This window comes from Streptomyces sp. PA03-1a, from assembly GCF_033792805.1.
Classification (GTDB): Bacteria; Actinomycetota; Actinomycetes; order Streptomycetales; family Streptomycetaceae; genus Actinacidiphila.
Genome location: NZ_JARAVO010000239.1, coordinates 1 through 14,573, shown reverse-complemented (window position 1 = coordinate 14,573; position 14,573 = coordinate 1). Strand labels below are relative to the sequence as shown.

Annotated in this window: 14 protein-coding genes and 2 pseudogenes; 9 read left to right on the top strand and 7 right to left on the bottom strand. The window is 74.8% G+C overall.

Going from position 1 to position 14,573, the window contains the following annotated elements; genetic code table 11:
• On the bottom strand, positions 1-531 hold a 531-nt coding region (locus PV341_RS36935; RefSeq protein ID WP_500360104.1), incomplete at its 3' end, for a gluconokinase.
• 113 nt (positions 532-644) lie between these two features.
• On the opposite strand from PV341_RS36935, the gene PV341_RS36930 reads away from it, so the two are divergent.
• A complete protein-coding gene (locus tag PV341_RS36930; protein WP_500328419.1) occupies positions 645-1,352 on the top strand; it encodes a FadR/GntR family transcriptional regulator in 708 nt (235 codons plus the stop codon).
• A 10-nt stretch (positions 1,353-1,362) separates the two neighbouring features.
• Here PV341_RS36930 and PV341_RS36925 read toward each other — a convergent pair whose 3' ends face one another.
• Positions 1,363-1,899: a nucleoside/nucleotide kinase family protein gene (locus PV341_RS36925; RefSeq protein WP_499510995.1), complete on the bottom strand. Its 537-nt coding sequence runs from the start codon at positions 1,897-1,899 to the stop codon at positions 1,363-1,365.
• 152 nt (positions 1,900-2,051) lie between these two features.
• On the opposite strand from PV341_RS36925, the gene PV341_RS36920 reads away from it, so the two are divergent.
• Positions 2,052-2,999: a hypothetical protein gene (locus PV341_RS36920; RefSeq protein WP_500360102.1), complete on the top strand. Its 948-nt coding sequence runs from the start codon at positions 2,052-2,054 to the stop codon at positions 2,997-2,999.
• Positions 3,000-3,002: 3 nt separating this feature from the next.
• Here PV341_RS36920 and PV341_RS36915 read toward each other — a convergent pair whose 3' ends face one another.
• The 3 genes from PV341_RS36915 to PV341_RS36905 all read right to left on the bottom strand — a co-directional run bounded on the left by PV341_RS36915 (position 3,003) and on the right by PV341_RS36905 (position 4,302).
• Positions 3,003-3,461 carry a MarR family winged helix-turn-helix transcriptional regulator gene (locus PV341_RS36915; protein WP_500328415.1) on the bottom strand — a complete coding sequence of 153 codons (459 nt, stop codon included), beginning with the start codon at positions 3,459-3,461 and terminating at the stop codon, positions 3,003-3,005.
• 101 nt (positions 3,462-3,562) lie between these two features.
• Positions 3,563-3,898, bottom strand: coding sequence for a DUF202 domain-containing protein (locus PV341_RS36910; protein WP_500328413.1), 336 nt, complete (start codon positions 3,896-3,898; stop codon positions 3,563-3,565).
• The gene (locus PV341_RS36905) at positions 3,898-4,302 is read right to left on the bottom strand and encodes a YidH family protein (RefSeq protein WP_500328411.1); all 405 of its coding nucleotides are present in this window, start codon (positions 4,300-4,302) and stop codon (positions 3,898-3,900) included. The genes PV341_RS36910 and PV341_RS36905 overlap by 1 nt, the downstream gene beginning before the upstream one ends.
• A gap of 99 nt (positions 4,303-4,401) precedes the next feature.
• Between PV341_RS36905 and PV341_RS36900 the strand changes: the two genes are divergently transcribed.
• Together PV341_RS36900 and PV341_RS36895 are read left to right on the top strand one after the other, a co-directional pair.
• A complete protein-coding gene (locus PV341_RS36900) occupies positions 4,402-4,977 on the top strand; it encodes a TetR/AcrR family transcriptional regulator (protein ID WP_500328410.1) in 576 nt (191 codons plus the stop codon).
• Between the two features lie 53 nt (positions 4,978-5,030).
• Positions 5,031-5,801 (top strand): annotated as a pseudogene (locus PV341_RS36895) (DUF817 domain-containing protein); the annotation flags it as partial.
• Here PV341_RS36895 and PV341_RS36890 read toward each other — a convergent pair.
• The gene (locus tag PV341_RS36890) at positions 5,752-6,288 is read right to left on the bottom strand and encodes an NUDIX hydrolase (RefSeq protein ID WP_500328408.1); all 537 of its coding nucleotides are present in this window, start codon (positions 6,286-6,288) and stop codon (positions 5,752-5,754) included. The pseudogene PV341_RS36895 and the gene PV341_RS36890 sit on opposite strands and share 50 nt — an antisense overlap.
• Positions 6,289-6,414: 126 nt before the next feature.
• Here PV341_RS36890 and PV341_RS36885 point away from each other — a divergent pair, with 126 nt between their 5' ends.
• From PV341_RS36885 to PV341_RS36865, 5 genes and pseudogenes are all read left to right on the top strand, one after another.
• Positions 6,415-7,779, top strand: a complete 1,365-nt coding sequence (locus PV341_RS36885) for a cytochrome P450 (RefSeq protein ID WP_500360101.1) — start codon at positions 6,415-6,417, stop codon at positions 7,777-7,779.
• Positions 7,780-7,987: 208 nt separating this feature from the next.
• Positions 7,988-9,349: an NAD(P)/FAD-dependent oxidoreductase gene (locus PV341_RS36880; RefSeq protein ID WP_500328405.1), complete on the top strand. Its 1,362-nt coding sequence runs from the start codon at positions 7,988-7,990 to the stop codon at positions 9,347-9,349.
• Positions 9,350-9,427: 78 nt separating this feature from the next.
• Positions 9,428-10,981: an acyclic terpene utilization AtuA family protein gene (locus PV341_RS36875; protein ID WP_500360100.1), complete on the top strand. Its 1,554-nt coding sequence runs from the start codon at positions 9,428-9,430 to the stop codon at positions 10,979-10,981.
• Positions 10,870-11,127 (top strand): annotated as a pseudogene (locus PV341_RS36870) (AtuA-related protein); the annotation flags it as partial. The gene PV341_RS36875 and the pseudogene PV341_RS36870, both read left to right, overlap by 112 nt.
• A 7-nt stretch (positions 11,128-11,134) precedes the next feature.
• Positions 11,135-12,103, top strand: coding sequence for a pirin family protein (locus PV341_RS36865; protein WP_500360098.1), 969 nt, complete (start codon positions 11,135-11,137; stop codon positions 12,101-12,103).
• A 1,018-nt stretch (positions 12,104-13,121) separates the two neighbouring features.
• Here PV341_RS36865 and PV341_RS36860 read toward each other — a convergent pair.
• Positions 13,122-14,573 (bottom strand): pyridoxal phosphate-dependent decarboxylase family protein (locus PV341_RS36860; protein WP_500360097.1); only part of this gene is annotated, 1,452 nt, incomplete at its 5' end.

Sequence of the window (14,573 nt, the reverse complement as noted above, 5' to 3'; positions counted from 1 at the left end):
GGCCTGCTGCACTCCCAGTTCGCGACGCTCGAACCGCTGGAGCCCGGTGAGGCCGGTGCCGTCGACCGGGACGACGGCACCGGCCTCACCGGGCTCCAGCGGTTCGAGCGTCGCGAACTGGGAGTGCAGCAGGCCCGCGGGCATGAAGTGCTCCATCCGCGCCGCCAGGCGCGCGGAGATGAGCTCCTCGGACCCGTCGAGGTGGAGGAAGAACAGCCCGGGGGTGTCCCGGCGCAGCCGGTCGCGGTAGCGGCGCCGCAGCGCCGAGCAGCTGACCACGCCGCCGCGGTCGCCGCGCTCGACGATCCACGCTGCGATGGCGTCCAGCCAGGGCGCCCGGTCCTCGTCGTCCAGCGGGTGCCCGGCCGACATCTTGGCGATGTTGGCGGGCGGGTGGAAGTCGTCCGCCTCGGCGTAGGGGACGCCCAGCCGCTCGGCGAGCAGCCCCCCGACGGTGGACTTGCCGGAACCGGACACGCCCATCACCACCACCAGGGGGCGGTGCGGGCCTTCCGGGCCTGCCTCGGTCATCACAGGTACCTCCTCGTCCGCATGACCGCCCCAGGAAACGCCATAGGTACTACTTATTCAAGTGCCTGAGATGAAATCGTCATACGAAGGAATCCCCGCATAGGCTGTCGCCCATGGATCGGCACGGAGAGCACGGCGGCCTGCACGCCCGTGTGCTGGCGGAACTCGGCCCCGCCATCGCCTCGGGCGCGTACCCGCCCGGCACCGTGCTGCGCATCGACGAGCTGGAGCGGCAGTACGGCGTCTCCCGCACCGTCGTCCGCGAGGCCGTACGCGTCCTGGAGGCCATGCACCTCGTCGAGTCGCGGCGCCGGGTCGGCATCACGGTGCGCCGCACCGAGGAGTGGAACGTCTTCGACCCGGCCGTCATCCGCTGGCGCCTCGCCGGCGCGGACCGGCCCCGGCAGTTGCGCTCGCTCACCATGCTGCGCACCGCCGTGGAGCCCGTCGCCGCCGCTCTGGCGGCGGCCGCCGCGAGCCCGGAGCAGTGCCGCGAACTGACCGTCCTCGCCGCCGAGATGGCCGCGGCCGGACGGGCCGCCGACCTCGCCGAGTACCTGGTGCACGACGTGGCCTTCCACCGCGTGATGCTCACGGCGTCCGGCAACGAGATGTTCGCCCGACTCGGCGACGTCGTCGCGGAGGTGCTCACCGGGCGCACCGAGCACCACGTCATGTTCAGCGCCCCCGACCCCGAGGCGGTCACCCTCCACGTCCGGGTGGCCGAGGCCGTCCGCGCCCGCGACGCGCGGTCCGCGGAGCGCCTGATGCGCGAGATCTGCGTCGGCGCGCTGCGCGAACTGGACGTCCTGGCCCCCTGACCGCGCGGGGTCAGCCGGTGGGGCCGGCGTGGCGGAGGATCGCGTCCACGGTCTCCTCCGGGGTCTGGCGGGAGGTGTCCAGCCAGAGGCCGATCCGCGGGGTGCCCGCGCGCAGGGCGCGGTCGAGGTCGGCGGGTGTCCATGCGCCGTAGGCCCGTTTGGCCCGGCCGGCCTCGCGGGCGGCGATCGCCTCCGGGGAGGGCACGAGGACCACGACGTGCAGCGGCCGGGTGCGCAACAGGGCTATCGTGCGCGGCAGTTCGTCGCCGAGGATGACGTCCTGCAGGACGGGGGTGAACCCTGACGCCGCGTACGCGTCCGCGCTCGCCGCCGCCAGGGAGTGACGCAGCCGCAGTTGCCGCAGCGCCTCCTCGGTCAGGCCCGCGACGTCCCCCGAGCCGTCGCCGGGCAGCGCCTCGGCCCGCCCGCCGACGATCATCCGCCGGAACGCGTCGCCCCGGACGTGCGCCGAGCGGGGCAGTCGCTCGGCCAGTGCCTGCGCCACGGTCGACTTCCCCGCCGCGGGGATCCCGGTGATCAGGAACATCGCTCGCACCTCACCGCTCTGCTCTTTCCGTCACCCCGCCGGACGCCGCGTGACGCCCAGGGCGACTCTATGTTCGAGACACGTCAAGCGGAACGTTTCGGCGGACCGAAAACCAGGTGACCGGCGGAGATGGGCGTGGTGCACTGGGGGCCATGACCACCGCGCCGGCCGCCCCGCCGCCCCAGCCGTACCGCTGGGTGCTGACGCGCGCCCGCGACGGTGCGCCGCCGGACCGGCTCGGCACCCTGACCGAGGGCGCCGCGCGCCCCCGCCTGTGGTACCTCCCCGAACTGGCCGCGTGCACGGGGAAGGTGCTCGCCCGCACGGGCGGCGCCGACCTGTGCTTCGTCGGCCGCTCCCTGGACAGCATGTACGACCTGCTGACCGGCGCCTTCGAAGGCTCGTCCCGGGAAGGGCGGTTGCTGCGCCTGCCACTGTCGTTGCGCCTGCGCCCGGTTCCGGCGCCCGCCCACATTGCCCGCCTGCGCGAGCACCTCGCCTGCGCCGGGCTCGCGCCGCACGCCCTGGCCCGCCGCACCCGGCCGGTGGCACTGGTCGACCTGGTCTCCGAGGGCGGCACCTACGACACGCTCTTCGCCGCCCTCGCCGACTGGGTGCGCGAGAGCCGCGAGCCGTGGCCGGTGATCCGCCGCAAGCTGCGCTTCGTCGGGGTGACGGCCCGCCGGCGGACCAGCCCCCACACCTGGCGCTGGCAGCAGCACACGGCGGGCGGCTGGGCCCGGGCCCTGCCGGCCGGGCACGTCGTCGGGGTGTCCCTTGACCCCTGGGTGTGGTCGTACCTCGGGAACGAGCAGGCCAAGCTGCAGCCCTCCTTCCCGCCGCCGCGCTGGTTCGACGCGTACGCCGCGGACCCCTGGCACGGACCGGACCTCCCGGCGGCGCTGGCCGAATCGCTGGCCCTGATCCAGGCGGGGCGCGGACGCCCGGTGCGCGAGGAACTGGTGCGGGTGATCGCGGGGGAACCCGGTTACGCGGACCGCGAGGTCCGCGCCCTCGTCGCCCCACTGCGCGGCCTGAAGCCGCCCCGCTCCCGTCCTCGGGCCGGTTCCCGCGCCCGGCCCGGCCGGCGCCGGGCCTGAGGCCTAGCGGTCCTTGCCGCGTGCCTCCATGACCGGGCGGAGCCGCTCCAGCAGTGCGTAGAGGGCCGCTTGCTCCGCCGCGTCCAGGGTGTCCAGCGCCCCGTGGGTGGCCTGCATCTCGTCGCGGACGCGGCGGATGGTCTCGCGCCCGAGATCGGTGGCCACGACGTTCTTGACCCGGCGGTCGCTGGCGCTCACCTCGCGGCGGACGAAGCCGTGCGCCTCGAGACGGTCGACGATGCCGGTGACGTTGGACGCGTCGCACACCAGCCGCTCGGCCAGGCCGCGCATGGGCACCGGGCCGCCCAGCTGGGCGAGCACCTTGGCCTGCATGGAGGTCAGCCCGTGCCGGGCGGCCGCGGCGGCGAAGTCCTGCCACTGGGCGGTGCCGATGGCGGCGAGCAGCTCCAGCAGCTCGATCTTGGTGGGCTGCGCGGTCGTCGCGGCGGTCGGGGCGCTCATGTCTGCGAGTGTACTCAAAAGCTTGAAATGGTAAATCATTAGCTTGACGTCTTCAAGCGTCGGCCCACGGGCGGGCCGCCCCCCGCCGGGACGTGCCGCCCTCAGCGGGGCGTGAGGAAGACCAGCAGCGCGCCCGCGACGGCCAGGACCAGGACGCTCAGCACGGCCCGGGCCGCCGTCCCCGGCGTCATCGCGGCGGGCCGCGCGGAGCCCAGGGCGGCGATCCGCCGCTGGGCGGTGACGGTGAACGCCAGCCACACCAGTGCGCACAGCGAGAGCCCCAGCAGTCCGGCCGGCGGCGCCCCGTGCAGCACCGCCTCGCGTCCGGCCAGCAGCGCCGCCACCGCGAAGGCCAGCGTGGTGCGCCGCCAGGCCAGCCGGGTCCGCTCTGGCTGCAGGCCCGGGTCCCGCGGGGTGTCGCCGCCGGGGGCCGTCATCAGCCCGCCCACCCCAGCGTCACCGTGAGCAGCATCGCCACGGCCACCAGGGCCACCAGCACCGCCAGCAGGGCGGGGAAGCGCGAGACGGGCAGGTCCTCCCCGCGCCGCATCGCCCGCTCGCAGCGCACCCAGTGGTTCACCGCGCGGACCGCGCACATCGCCCCGCCGACCACCAGCACCACCGCGAGCGTCACCCGGACCGGCCGGCGCAGGTCCCGCAGGAACTGGTCGACCGCGAAGCCGCCGCCCACCAGCGCGAGCGCGGTGCGCAGCCAGGCGAGGAAGGTCCGCTCGTTGGCCAGCGAGAAGCGGTAGTCCGGCGTCGTCCCCTCGGTCCCTACCCGTGCCGGGGCGAACCAGAGGGCGACCGCCCCGGCAGCGGCCCGCACATGCTTGATCACGGCCCCACAGTACCGAGCGCCATCGCGGTGGGCGCGTCCTGGGACGGGCCGCCGGCCGGCGTAGTGTATCAACTGATCCAGAAATGGTAGGCTCGCGCCATGGCGCGCACCAGGGAGTTCGACATCGACCAGGCCCTCGACCGTGCCATGGACCTGTTCTGGCGCCGCGGCTACGCGGCGACGTCGCTCCAGGACCTGCTGGCCGAGCTCTCCATCGGCAGCGGCAGCCTCTACGCCGCCTTCGGCTCCAAGGACAAGCTCTACGCCCGCGCCCTGGAGCGCTACTGCTCCCGGTACGCCGGCGGGCTCGTCGAACTGCTCGAGAACGCGGACGAGGTCCGCCCCGCCGTCCGCACCGCGCTGGAGCAGATGGTCGAGGCCGACCTGGAGGACCCCGAACGGGGCTGTCTGCTGGTCAACGCCGCCACCGAGCGCGGCGACGACCCCGACACCGTCGACCGCGTCACCGTCACCATGCGCCTGCTGGAGTCCGCCCTCGCGGCGGCGCTGGAGAAGGCGAAGGCCCGGGGGGAGCTGTCCGCCGACAAGGAGCCGGTGGAACTGGCCCGTTTCCTCACCACCTTCGTCCAGGGCCTGCGCGTCGTGGGCCGGGCCCGCCTCGGCCGGGCCTTCGTCGAGGACGCCGTCGGGACCGCCCTGCGCTCCCTGGACTGAACGCGCCGGACCCGCCCGGAACCGGGGCGGCGCCCGGCGGTGTCCCCCTCACCATGGGACCGATCGTCACCGGCGTCCGCCGGCTCGTGCTCTTCGGCTGGACGGAGGCACGCTGCTGCGCCTTCGCCGTCGCGCTGATGGCGGGCGTGGCCGGCTCGCGGCTGCTGCCGCCGCTGCCCGTCGCCCGCTACGACCTGCTGCTCTGCTACGGGGTGGCGCTCAGCGCGCTGTTCTGGGCCTGCGGCTGGGAGCGCGGCCGTGACGTCGCCGTCATCGCGGTGTGCCACGCCGTCGGGCTGCTCTTCGAACTCGTCAAGGTGCACCTGGGCTCCTGGAGCTACCCCGAACCCGCGCTCACCAAGTTCGGCGGCGTCCCGCTGTACGGGGGCTTCCTCTACGCCGCCGTCGGCAGCTACGTGTGCGCGGCCTGGCGGCTGTTCGAGCTGGGCCTGACCGGCTACCGCCGCCGCGCCATGACGATCCTGGCCGCGGCGGTCTACCTCAACTTCTTCACCCACCACTGGCTGCCCGACGCGCGGTGGCTGCTGGCCGTCCTGCTGCTCTGGACGACGGCGGGCACCTGGGTGCACTTCACCGTCGACGGGGTGCGCCTGCGGATGCCGCTGGCGCTCTCCTTCGTCCTCATCGGCTTCTTCCTCTGGGTCGCGGAGAACGCCGCCACCTACGTCGGCGCCTGGCGCTACCCCGACCAGGACCACGGCTGGGTGCCGGTGTCCCTCGCCAAGTTCGGCGCCTGGGCGCTGCTGATCAGCGTCACCTTCGTCGTCGCCAGTCGCGCAGTCGGTGCCAGGCCTCCAGGCCGTCGGGCACCCATTCCCGCTCCGGCAGGAGGCGTTCCAGTTCCTCCTCCGTCACGAAGTCGTACCAGGCGACCTCCTCGGCCTGCGGTACGACCGGCGGACCGCAGCGCACCTCGTACACCCGGGACCACCAGGTGTGACCCGCCGCCGCCCCCGTCCCCTCGTACAGGAAGCTGAACAGCGGCGTCGGACGCGGCAGACCGCAGACCCCCAGTTCCTCCTCCGCCTCGCGCAGCGCCGCGTCGTCGTACTCCTCGCCCGCGCCCACCACACCGCCGACGAACATGTCGTGGAGGGAGGGGAAGACCAGCTTCTCCGCGGTGCGGCGGTGCACGAACACGCGCCCCTCGCCGTCCCTGGCCAGGACGAAGACGCAGCGGTGCCGCAGGCCGCGCGCGGTGGCCTCGCCGCGCGTCGCCCGGCCGACCACCCGGTCCTGCTCGTCCACGATGTCCAGCAGCTCGTCCGCCGAGCGCGGAGCGTCCTCCATGGTGCCTCCCGTCCTTCGCCGTGCCCGTGGGCCGGGTACGCGCCCCATGATCGGCCCCGGGGCGGGTTCCGGCCAAGCTCCCCGGCCCGGGCCCCGGCGCCGTCGTACGCGCGCAGAATCGGGGTCATGACGACCGCTCACACGAAGGTGCCGGGCCCGGCGGGGGTGCCGCTGCTCGGGTCGATGTTCGACCTGCTGCGCGAGCCCCTCGACACCTACGAGCGCGCGCGGCGCGACCACGGGGACCTCGTCCGCTTCAGCGCCGGCCCACCGGGGCTGCGCGCCGAGGTGCACGCGGTGTTCTCACCCGAGGGCGCCCAGCAGGTGCTGGCGACCGAAGCGGCCGGCTTCCGCAAGGACAGCCCGTTCTACGAGGAGGTCCGGCAGTCCTTCGGCAACGGGCTCCTCACCAGCCAGGACGCCGACTACCAGCGGCAGCGCAGGCTGCTGCAGCCGCTGTTCACCCCGCGCCGCGTCGACGGCTACGCGGGCGCCGTCACCGCCGAGGCCGCCGCCCTCGTCGCCGACTGGCACCACGCGCCCGACGGCACCGTCGACGTCCTGGAGGAGATGCACGGCCTCACCCTCCGCACGATCGCCCGCGTCCTGTTCGGCGGCGCGATCGAGCCGGCCGTCGACACCGTCCGCCGCCGCATGCCGGTCGTCAACGACTACGTCCGGCGGCGCGGCTTCGCCCCGGTGCGGACCCCCCGCCACTGGCCGACCCCCGGCAACCGGAGGGCGGCGGCCGCCACCGCCGAGCTGTACGCGGTCTGCGACGCGATCATCGAGCGCCGCCGCGCGGAGGGCGGTGACGGCCAGGACCTGCTCTCCCTGCTCGCCTCGGCCCGGGACGAGGACGGACGTCCCCTCGACCCCGCCGAGATCCGCGACCAGGTGCTGATCTTCCTCCTCGCCGGCCACGAGACGACCGCCACCTCGCTCGCCTTCGCCCTGCACCTGCTCGCCCGTCACCCCGAGGCACAGGGCCGGGCCCGGGAGGAGATCGACCGCGTCCTCGGTGGACGCGTCCCGGCGGCCGCGGACCTCGACGCCCTGCCGTACGTCACGGCGGTCCTCAAGGAGGCCATGCGCCTGTACCCGGCCGCGCCCGTCATCGGCCGCCGCTCGGCCGCCGCCACCCGCGTCGGCGGCCACCTCGTCCCGGCCGGCGCGGACGTCATCGTCGTCCCCTGGGTGATCCACCGCCACCCCGGCCACTGGCCGGAGCCCGGGCGCTTCGACCCCGGCCGCTTCACCCCGCAGGCGGAGGCCGCCCGCCACCGCTACGCCTGGCTCCCCTTCGGCGGCGGCCCCCGCGCCTGCATCGGCAGGCACTTCTCCCTGCTGGAGTCCGTGCTCGCCCTCGCCGTGCTGCTGCGCGGACACGAACTCACCGCCGTCGACCACGACGTCCCCCTCGGCGCCGGCATCACCCTCCAGGCCCGCGGACCGGCCCGCTGCCGCCTCACGCCCCGCGCGGGGGTGTGACCGGCGGGCCGCCGGACCGCGCCCCGGACCCCGGGGCCGGTCCGCCGGAACCCTTCATCCGCGCACGCCGGGGCCGGTAGCGTGCCGCACGCGGGCGCCGCCGCTCCGTTCGCGCCGCGACGAGGCGTGTGCGAGCGTGGCCGGAGGCGTATCCGCACACGCCGCGGGTAGGGAAACGGGGCCCCGAACGGTCCTACGGAGGCGAGTGATGAAGCGACCCAGGATCCTGGTCGTCGGCGGCGGCTTCGCGGGCATGGAGTGCGTGCACCGGCTGGAGCGGCGGCTGACTCAGGACGAGGCCGAGATCACCCTGGTCACGCCCTGGAGCCACCAGCTCTACCTGCCCCTGCTCCCGCATGTCGCCGCCGGCGTGCTCACCCCCCAGGCGGTCGCCGTCCCGCTGCGCCGCATGGTGCACCGCAGCGAGGTCATACCCGGGCGGGCGATCGGGGTCGACCCGGCCGCCAAGGCCGTCGTCATCAAGAAGATCACCGACGAGGAGCTCGTCAGGGAGTACGACTACCTCGTGCTGGCCCCCGGAAGCGTGACCCGCACCTTCGACATCCCCGGCCTCAGCGAGTACGGCCGCGGCATGAAGACCCTGGCCGAGGCGGCGTACATCCGCGACCACGTCATCGCCCAGCTGGACCTGGCGTCCGCCACCACGGACCAGGCCGAGCGTGAGTCGCGGCTGCAGTTCGTCGTCGTCGGCGGCGGCTACGCGGGCACCGAGACGGCGGCGGTTTTGCAGCGGCTGACCACGGCGGCGGCCAAGCGCTACCCGCGCCTCGATCCGGCCCTCATCAAGTGGCACCTGATCGACATCGCGCCCCGCCTGATGCCCGAACTCGGCGAGAAGCTCGGCCTGAAGGCGCTGCAGATCGTCAGCGAGCGCGGGGTCGAGGTCTCCCTCGGCGTGTCCGTCGCCGCGGTCACCCCCGACACCGTGACCTTCACCGACGGACGCAAGCTGCCCTGCCGCACCCTCATCTGGACCGCCGGCGTCGTCTCCAGCCCCCTGGTGGCCACGCTGGGCACCGAGACCGTCAAGGGCCGGCTCGTCACCGACCCCGAGATGTGCATCCCCGGCGCCGACGGGGTCTTCGCCCTCGGTGACTCGGCCGCCGTCCCCGACCTCGACGTGGGCGGTGGCGCGGTCTGCCCGCCCACCGCCCAGCACGCCATGCGGCAGGGCAAGGCCGTCGCCGAGAACGTCGTCGCGGCACTGCGTGGCCGCCCCCTTCAGCCGTACCGGCACAAGGACCTCGGGCTCGTCGTCGACCTCGGCGGGGTCGAGGCGGTCTCCAAGCCGCTCGGCATCCCGCTCAGCGGTCTCCCCGCCCAGGTCGTCGCCCGCGGCTACCACCTCGGTGCGCTGCGCACCTTCCCCGCGCGCTTCCGTGCCGCCGCGGGCTGGTTCCTCAACGCCGTCGCCGGGGACGACTTCGTCCGCACCGGCTTCCAGGCCCGTAGGCCGGCCGCGCTGAAGGACTTCGAGGTCACCGACATCTACCTCTCGCCGGAGGAGATCCGCCGCCACGTCGAGTCGCTGCGCGCGACGGCCGCTTGACCGCCCCACACGTGCACCACCCCCACCCACATCTCGAACGCCCACATCTGAACACCGACACCGCTGACGGCGAGGGACATGACCCAGCGACGTGAGACCCTGCGCATCGCCAACTGCTCCGGCTTCTACGGCGACCGCCTGTCGGCCGCCCGCGAGATGGTCGAGGGCGGCCCGATCGACGTACTGACCGGCGACTACCTCGCCGAGCTGACGATGCTGCTGCTCTGGAAGGCCCGGCAGCGCGACCCCGAGGCCGGCTACGCCCTGTCCTTCCTCGCCCAGATGGGCGACGTCCTCGCCACCTGCCTGGACCGCGGCATCAAGATCGTCGTCAACGCGGGCGGGCTCAACCCCGCAGGTCTCGCCGGAAAGCTCCGCGAACTGGCCGCCCTGGCAGGGCTGAGCCCCTCCGTCGCCCACCTGGAGGGCGACGACCTGCTCGACCGGCTGCCCGGACTCCAGCGCGAGGGCCACCCGTTCGCCCACCTGGCCACCGGGCTCCCGCTCGCCGACGCGGACGTGCGCCCGCTCACCGCCAACGCCTACCTCGGCGCCTGGGGCATCACCGAGGCGCTGCGCGCCGGGGCGGACGTCGTCATCTGCGGCCGCGTCACCGACGCCTCCCTGGTGGTCGGTCCCGCCGCCTGGGCCTTCGACTGGGCCACCGACGACTGGGACCGGCTCGCCGGCGCGGTCACCGCCGGGCACATCATCGAGTGCGGGGCCCAGGCCACCGGCGGCAACTACTCCTTCTTCACCGAGGTCGAACGGCCCGTGCGCCCCGGTTTCCCCATCGCCGAGCTGCGGCCCGACGGCTCCAGCGTCATCACCAAGCACGCGGGCACCGGGGGCGCGGTCACCGTCGACACGGTCACCGCCCAGCTGCTGTACGAGATCGACCGCCCCGCCTACCTCAACCCCGACGTCGTCACCCGCTTCGACACCGTGACCCTGGAACAGGAGGGTCCCGACCGGGTCCTGGTCTCCGGCGCCCGCGGCGAACCCGCCCCCGACACCCTCAAGGTGTGCCTCAACCACCATGGCGGCTACCGCAACACGGCCACCTTCGTGCTCACCGGCCCCGACATCGAGGCCAAGGTCCGGTTCGCCGAGGCGTCCCTGCTCGACGCGACCGGCGGCCCGTCCGGCTTCGAGACGTACGACGTCCGCACCGAACCCACCGCCACCGGCGCCCGGCTCACCCTCACCGTCAAGGACCCCGACAAGGACAAGGTCGGCCGCTCCCTGTTCGGCGCCGTCGTCGGCACGGGCCTGTCCACCGCGCCCGGGCTGCACATGGAGCACTTCTCGCCCAGGCCCACCGAGTACGGCGTCCACTGGCCGGCCCTCGTCCCCGCCGCCCTCGTCCACCCCGAGGTCGTGCTGCAGGACGGCACCCGCGTCCCCGTGCCGCGCCCGCCCGTCACGTCGGTACGCGTCCCCGCGCAGCCCCCGGCTCCGCCCGCTCCGGCGACAAGGGCGGCGACGCCAACGTCGGCCTGTGGGCCCGCGACGACGCCGCCTACGGCTGGCTGCGCGACTGGCTGGACGTCGAACGGCTGCGCGCCCTGCTCCCGGAGACCGCCAAACTCGCCGTCAGCCGCTACGAGCTGCCCAACCTGCGCGCCCTGAACTTCGTCGTCCACGGCCTGCTCGGCGACGGCGTCGCCGCCTCCACCCGCCCCGACCCGCAGGCCAAGGGGCTCGGCGAGTACCTGCGCGGGCTGGAGGCCGACATCCCCGCGGTGCTCGTACCCGGGCAGCGCCGCGAGGCATGATCGCGCCATGAGCAACCTCGACCTCCATCCCGCGCCCGCCACGTGCGGCGGGCGTGAGGACGTGTCCGCGAAGCCCGTCCACGACCTGCTCACCGGACGCCTCGTGCCGCTCGGCGAGAGCAGCGTCGTACGCCGTCTGCTGCCCAACCTCGGCCGCCGCATGGTCGGCGCCTGGTGCTTCGTCGACCACTACGGTCCCGACGACGTCGCCGACCAGCCCGGCATGCAGGTGCCCCCGCACCCGCACATCGGGCTGCAGACCGTCAGCTGGCTCCACGAGGGCGAGGTGCTGCACCGCGACACCCTCGGCAGCCTGCAGACCGTACGGCCGAGGGAACTGGGCCTGATGACCTCGGGCCGGGGCATCGCCCATTCGGAGGAGTCCCCGCGCGAGCACGCCCGCCTCCTGCACGGCGCCCAGTTGTGGGTCGCCCTCCCGGACGCGGCCCGGCACCGCGAGCCCGCCTTCGAGCACCACGCCGGCCTGCCGGTGCTGAACGGCGGCCAAGGGCTCACCGCCACGGTGATCCTCGGCGAGGTGGACGGCGCGGCCTCGCCCGGCACCGTGCACACGCCCCTCGTCGGCGCCGACCTCGCCCTCGCCGCGGGCACCGACGTGACGCTGCCGCTGGAGCGGGACTTCGAGTACGCGGTGCTGTCGATGTCCGGCCGGGCCGACGTCGACGGTGTGCCCGTCGAGGCCGGTTCGATGCTCTACCTGGGCTGCGGCCGCACCGGACTGCCGCTGCGCGCGGACACCGACGCGGGCCTGATGCTGCTCGGGGGCGAGCCGTTCGAGGAGAAGCTCGTCATGTGGTGGAACTTCGTCGCCCGCGACGGCGAGGAGATCGCCCGTGCCCGCGAGGAGTGGAACTCCGGCAGTGCCTTCGGCACCGTGCACGGCTACGACGGCGACCGCCTCCTCGCCCCGGAGCTCCCCGCGACCCCGCTCAAACCCCGCGGACGCGAACGCTGACCGCCGCGCGGCGGTGGCCGCCTCGACCGCCTTGGAGGGACCGGCGACGGGTCAGCGCTGGGCCGACCGCATGCACTGCGTCCATTGGGGTCTCCCTGGCCGGTTGCATGGGCCGCGCCGAGGCGTGCGGTCGCGTGAACTCGCCAGCCAGGGCAGGCCTCCTGGGCGGCGTTCGGATTCTCGAGGTCCGCGCGCGGGGGCGGCGGACGCCCGCTGGGCGCTGACCGGCCGTGAGGGCCCGCGGCCGCCGACGTGTGTGCGCTTCGCGAACTCGCTCACCGTCTCGGCGTCCTGGAGTGCCCTGCTCGCCGATGCCCCGCTCGCTGCGGCGGGCGTACTCCGGGTACTGACCGGCCGCGAGGGGCCCGCGGTCCTCCGCGGCGCCGTCGCGGCCTGCGCGGAGGCGCTGCGCCGCGCCGTCGCCGTGTGCGGTTCCAAGGGTCCCCCCGAGGCATGCGCGAACTCGCCCACCGGGCCGGTCTCCTGGGCGCGCCCGATTCGCGGTGGCGTCGCCGGGCCGACAGGGACCCGCGCCGACCTTGCGGACTGCGCGGCTGTGGCCGGCTCGACCCTCGTGGAGGGCCGGTGCTCCCGCGCGGGGTGCGGGCGCGTCGTGCTGCTCCGTCGCGGAGACCTGAGGCCCCTGGCGTCCCCCTCGCGATCGGTGCGGCCGTGGTACTGCGCCGCACGGCCGGCCCGGCGGGCTCCGTGGGTCCCGCCGAGGCGTGCGTGTCACGCGAACGCGCCTGCCGCGCGGCCTTCCGGGACGGCTCCCCGCCGCGGCGCGGGGCGGCGCTGCTTCCTGGCTTCCCCGGCCACGGGGCCCGAGACGCCGGGCGGCGGTTCCCGGCCGACTCGGAGGACCCTGCGGACGCGTACACGCCGCGCGAATTCCCACCGCCGGCCTTCCCAGGCGCCCTCCGGGTCGTCACGTCCGCGAGGCGCCGGGGGTCCCGTGCCGCCCGGCGGCCCGGGACCCCCGGCGGACCGGGCCGTCCGCCGGCAAGCGCCCGCGCTGTCAGACGCGGAAGACCGCCCCGACGAACTCCGTCAGCAACCGTTCCTTGAGCGGTACGGGCAGTCCGTCGAGCAGCGCCAGTACCGGGGCCATGCGGTGTGGCAGCCCGGTGCCGCCGCCCATGCCGGCGAAGGCCAGTACCGCCTCCACCTCCTCCGGTCCGAGGGTGGCCGGGTCGAGTTCCGCAGCGAACTGCGCGACCGCCGGGTCCACCGTCACCGGGTCCAGGGCGCGGGCCGCCTTCAACGCCGCGTCCAGGTCGGTGAGGAGCGCGTCCACCAGACCGGCCGCCGCGGGGGTCAGGGTCAGGTGCAGATTGGGCGGCAGCCCGTCGAAGGACAGCTGCGGCTGCAGGTACCAGCCGCGTTCGCGCATCTCGTCGGCGAGGTGGAGCAGCAGGCTCAGGTCCGGTGTGCCGTCGGCACCGAGCAGCGTGAACGCGAGGAGCCCGGCCTGGGGATCGCCCAGCACCCGCACGCCCTCGACGGCGCGCAGCCCCGGCAGCAGCCGGTCGGCGGCCGCGGCGGTGCGCTCGGCAAGCGCGCGGTAGCCGTCCTCGCCGATGTGCCGCTGCACGGCCCACGCCTGGGCCAGCAGCCCGGCCGACTTGGTGCCCTGCACGGTGGGGTTGACCACGGGGTAGCCCGGCCAGCCCGCGTGCGCGAAGTACTGGTGGCGGCGCAGTTCGGCGTCCCGGTAGAGCACCACGGAGGCGCCCTTGTCGGCGTAGCCGTACTTGTGCAGGTCCACCGAGAGCGAGGTCACCCCGGGCACCGACAGGTCGAAGGCCGGCACGTCCCGCCCGGCGCGCCGCAGGTAGGGCAGCAGCCAGCCGCCGATGCACGCGTCGACGTGGCAGAGCACGCCGCGGCCGGCCGCCGCGGCGGCGATCTCCGCGACCGGGTCGACCACCCCGTGGGCGTACGAGGGCGCCGAGGCCACCACCAGCGCCGTGCGGTCGGTGATCGCGGCCGCCACGGCCGCCGCGTCGGCCCGCAGCGTGTCCCGGTCCACCGGCACCACCACGGTCTCCAGACCGAGGTAGGCGGCGGCCTTGTGGAAGGCGGCGTGCGCGGTGGAGGGCAGGACCAGCTGCGGCGCGGTCACCGCGCGCACCGCGCGGGCGTGGTCCCGGGCGGTCTTCACGGCCAGCAGGATCGACTCGGTGCCGCCGCTGGTGAAGGTGCCCTGGGCGCCGGGCGTGCCCAGCAGGGCCACGGCGGCGGCGATCAGGTCGTTCTCCAGTCGGGCGACGCTGGGGAAGACCGTCATGTCCAGCCCGTTGACGGTGGCGAACGCCGCGTACGCCGAGGCGGCCAGCTCGTCCACGCCGGACAGCCCGGAGTCGTAGACGTAGGCGAAGGTGCGGCCGCCGCGGGTGGGGGCGTCGTCCGCGCGCAGCTCACGCAGCTGCGCCAGCACCTCGCCGGCGGGGCGGCCCTGGGGGGGGGC

Bases quoted from the DNA above. Each gene is read 5' to 3' on its own strand.
- PV341_RS36930 (WP_500328419.1), top strand. From the start codon at position 645: ATGGATCGGCACGGAGAGCACGGCGGCCTGCACGCCCGTGTGCTGGCG.
- PV341_RS36925 (WP_499510995.1), bottom strand. From the start codon at position 1,899: ATGTTCCTGATCACCGGGATCCCCGCGGCGGGGAAGTCGACCGTGGCG.
- PV341_RS36920 (WP_500360102.1), top strand. From the start codon at position 2,052: ATGACCACCGCGCCGGCCGCCCCGCCGCCCCAGCCGTACCGCTGGGTG.
- PV341_RS36915 (WP_500328415.1), bottom strand. From the start codon at position 3,461: ATGAGCGCCCCGACCGCCGCGACGACCGCGCAGCCCACCAAGATCGAG.
- PV341_RS36910 (WP_500328413.1), bottom strand. From the start codon at position 3,898: ATGACGGCCCCCGGCGGCGACACCCCGCGGGACCCGGGCCTGCAGCCA.
- PV341_RS36900 (WP_500328410.1), top strand. From the start codon at position 4,402: ATGGCGCGCACCAGGGAGTTCGACATCGACCAGGCCCTCGACCGTGCC.
- PV341_RS36890 (WP_500328408.1), bottom strand. From the start codon at position 6,288: ATGGAGGACGCTCCGCGCTCGGCGGACGAGCTGCTGGACATCGTGGAC.
- PV341_RS36885 (WP_500360101.1), top strand. From the start codon at position 6,415: ATGACGACCGCTCACACGAAGGTGCCGGGCCCGGCGGGGGTGCCGCTG.
- PV341_RS36880 (WP_500328405.1), top strand. From the start codon at position 7,988: ATGAAGCGACCCAGGATCCTGGTCGTCGGCGGCGGCTTCGCGGGCATG.
- PV341_RS36875 (WP_500360100.1), top strand. From the start codon at position 9,428: ATGACCCAGCGACGTGAGACCCTGCGCATCGCCAACTGCTCCGGCTTC.
- PV341_RS36865 (WP_500360098.1), top strand. From the start codon at position 11,135: ATGAGCAACCTCGACCTCCATCCCGCGCCCGCCACGTGCGGCGGGCGT.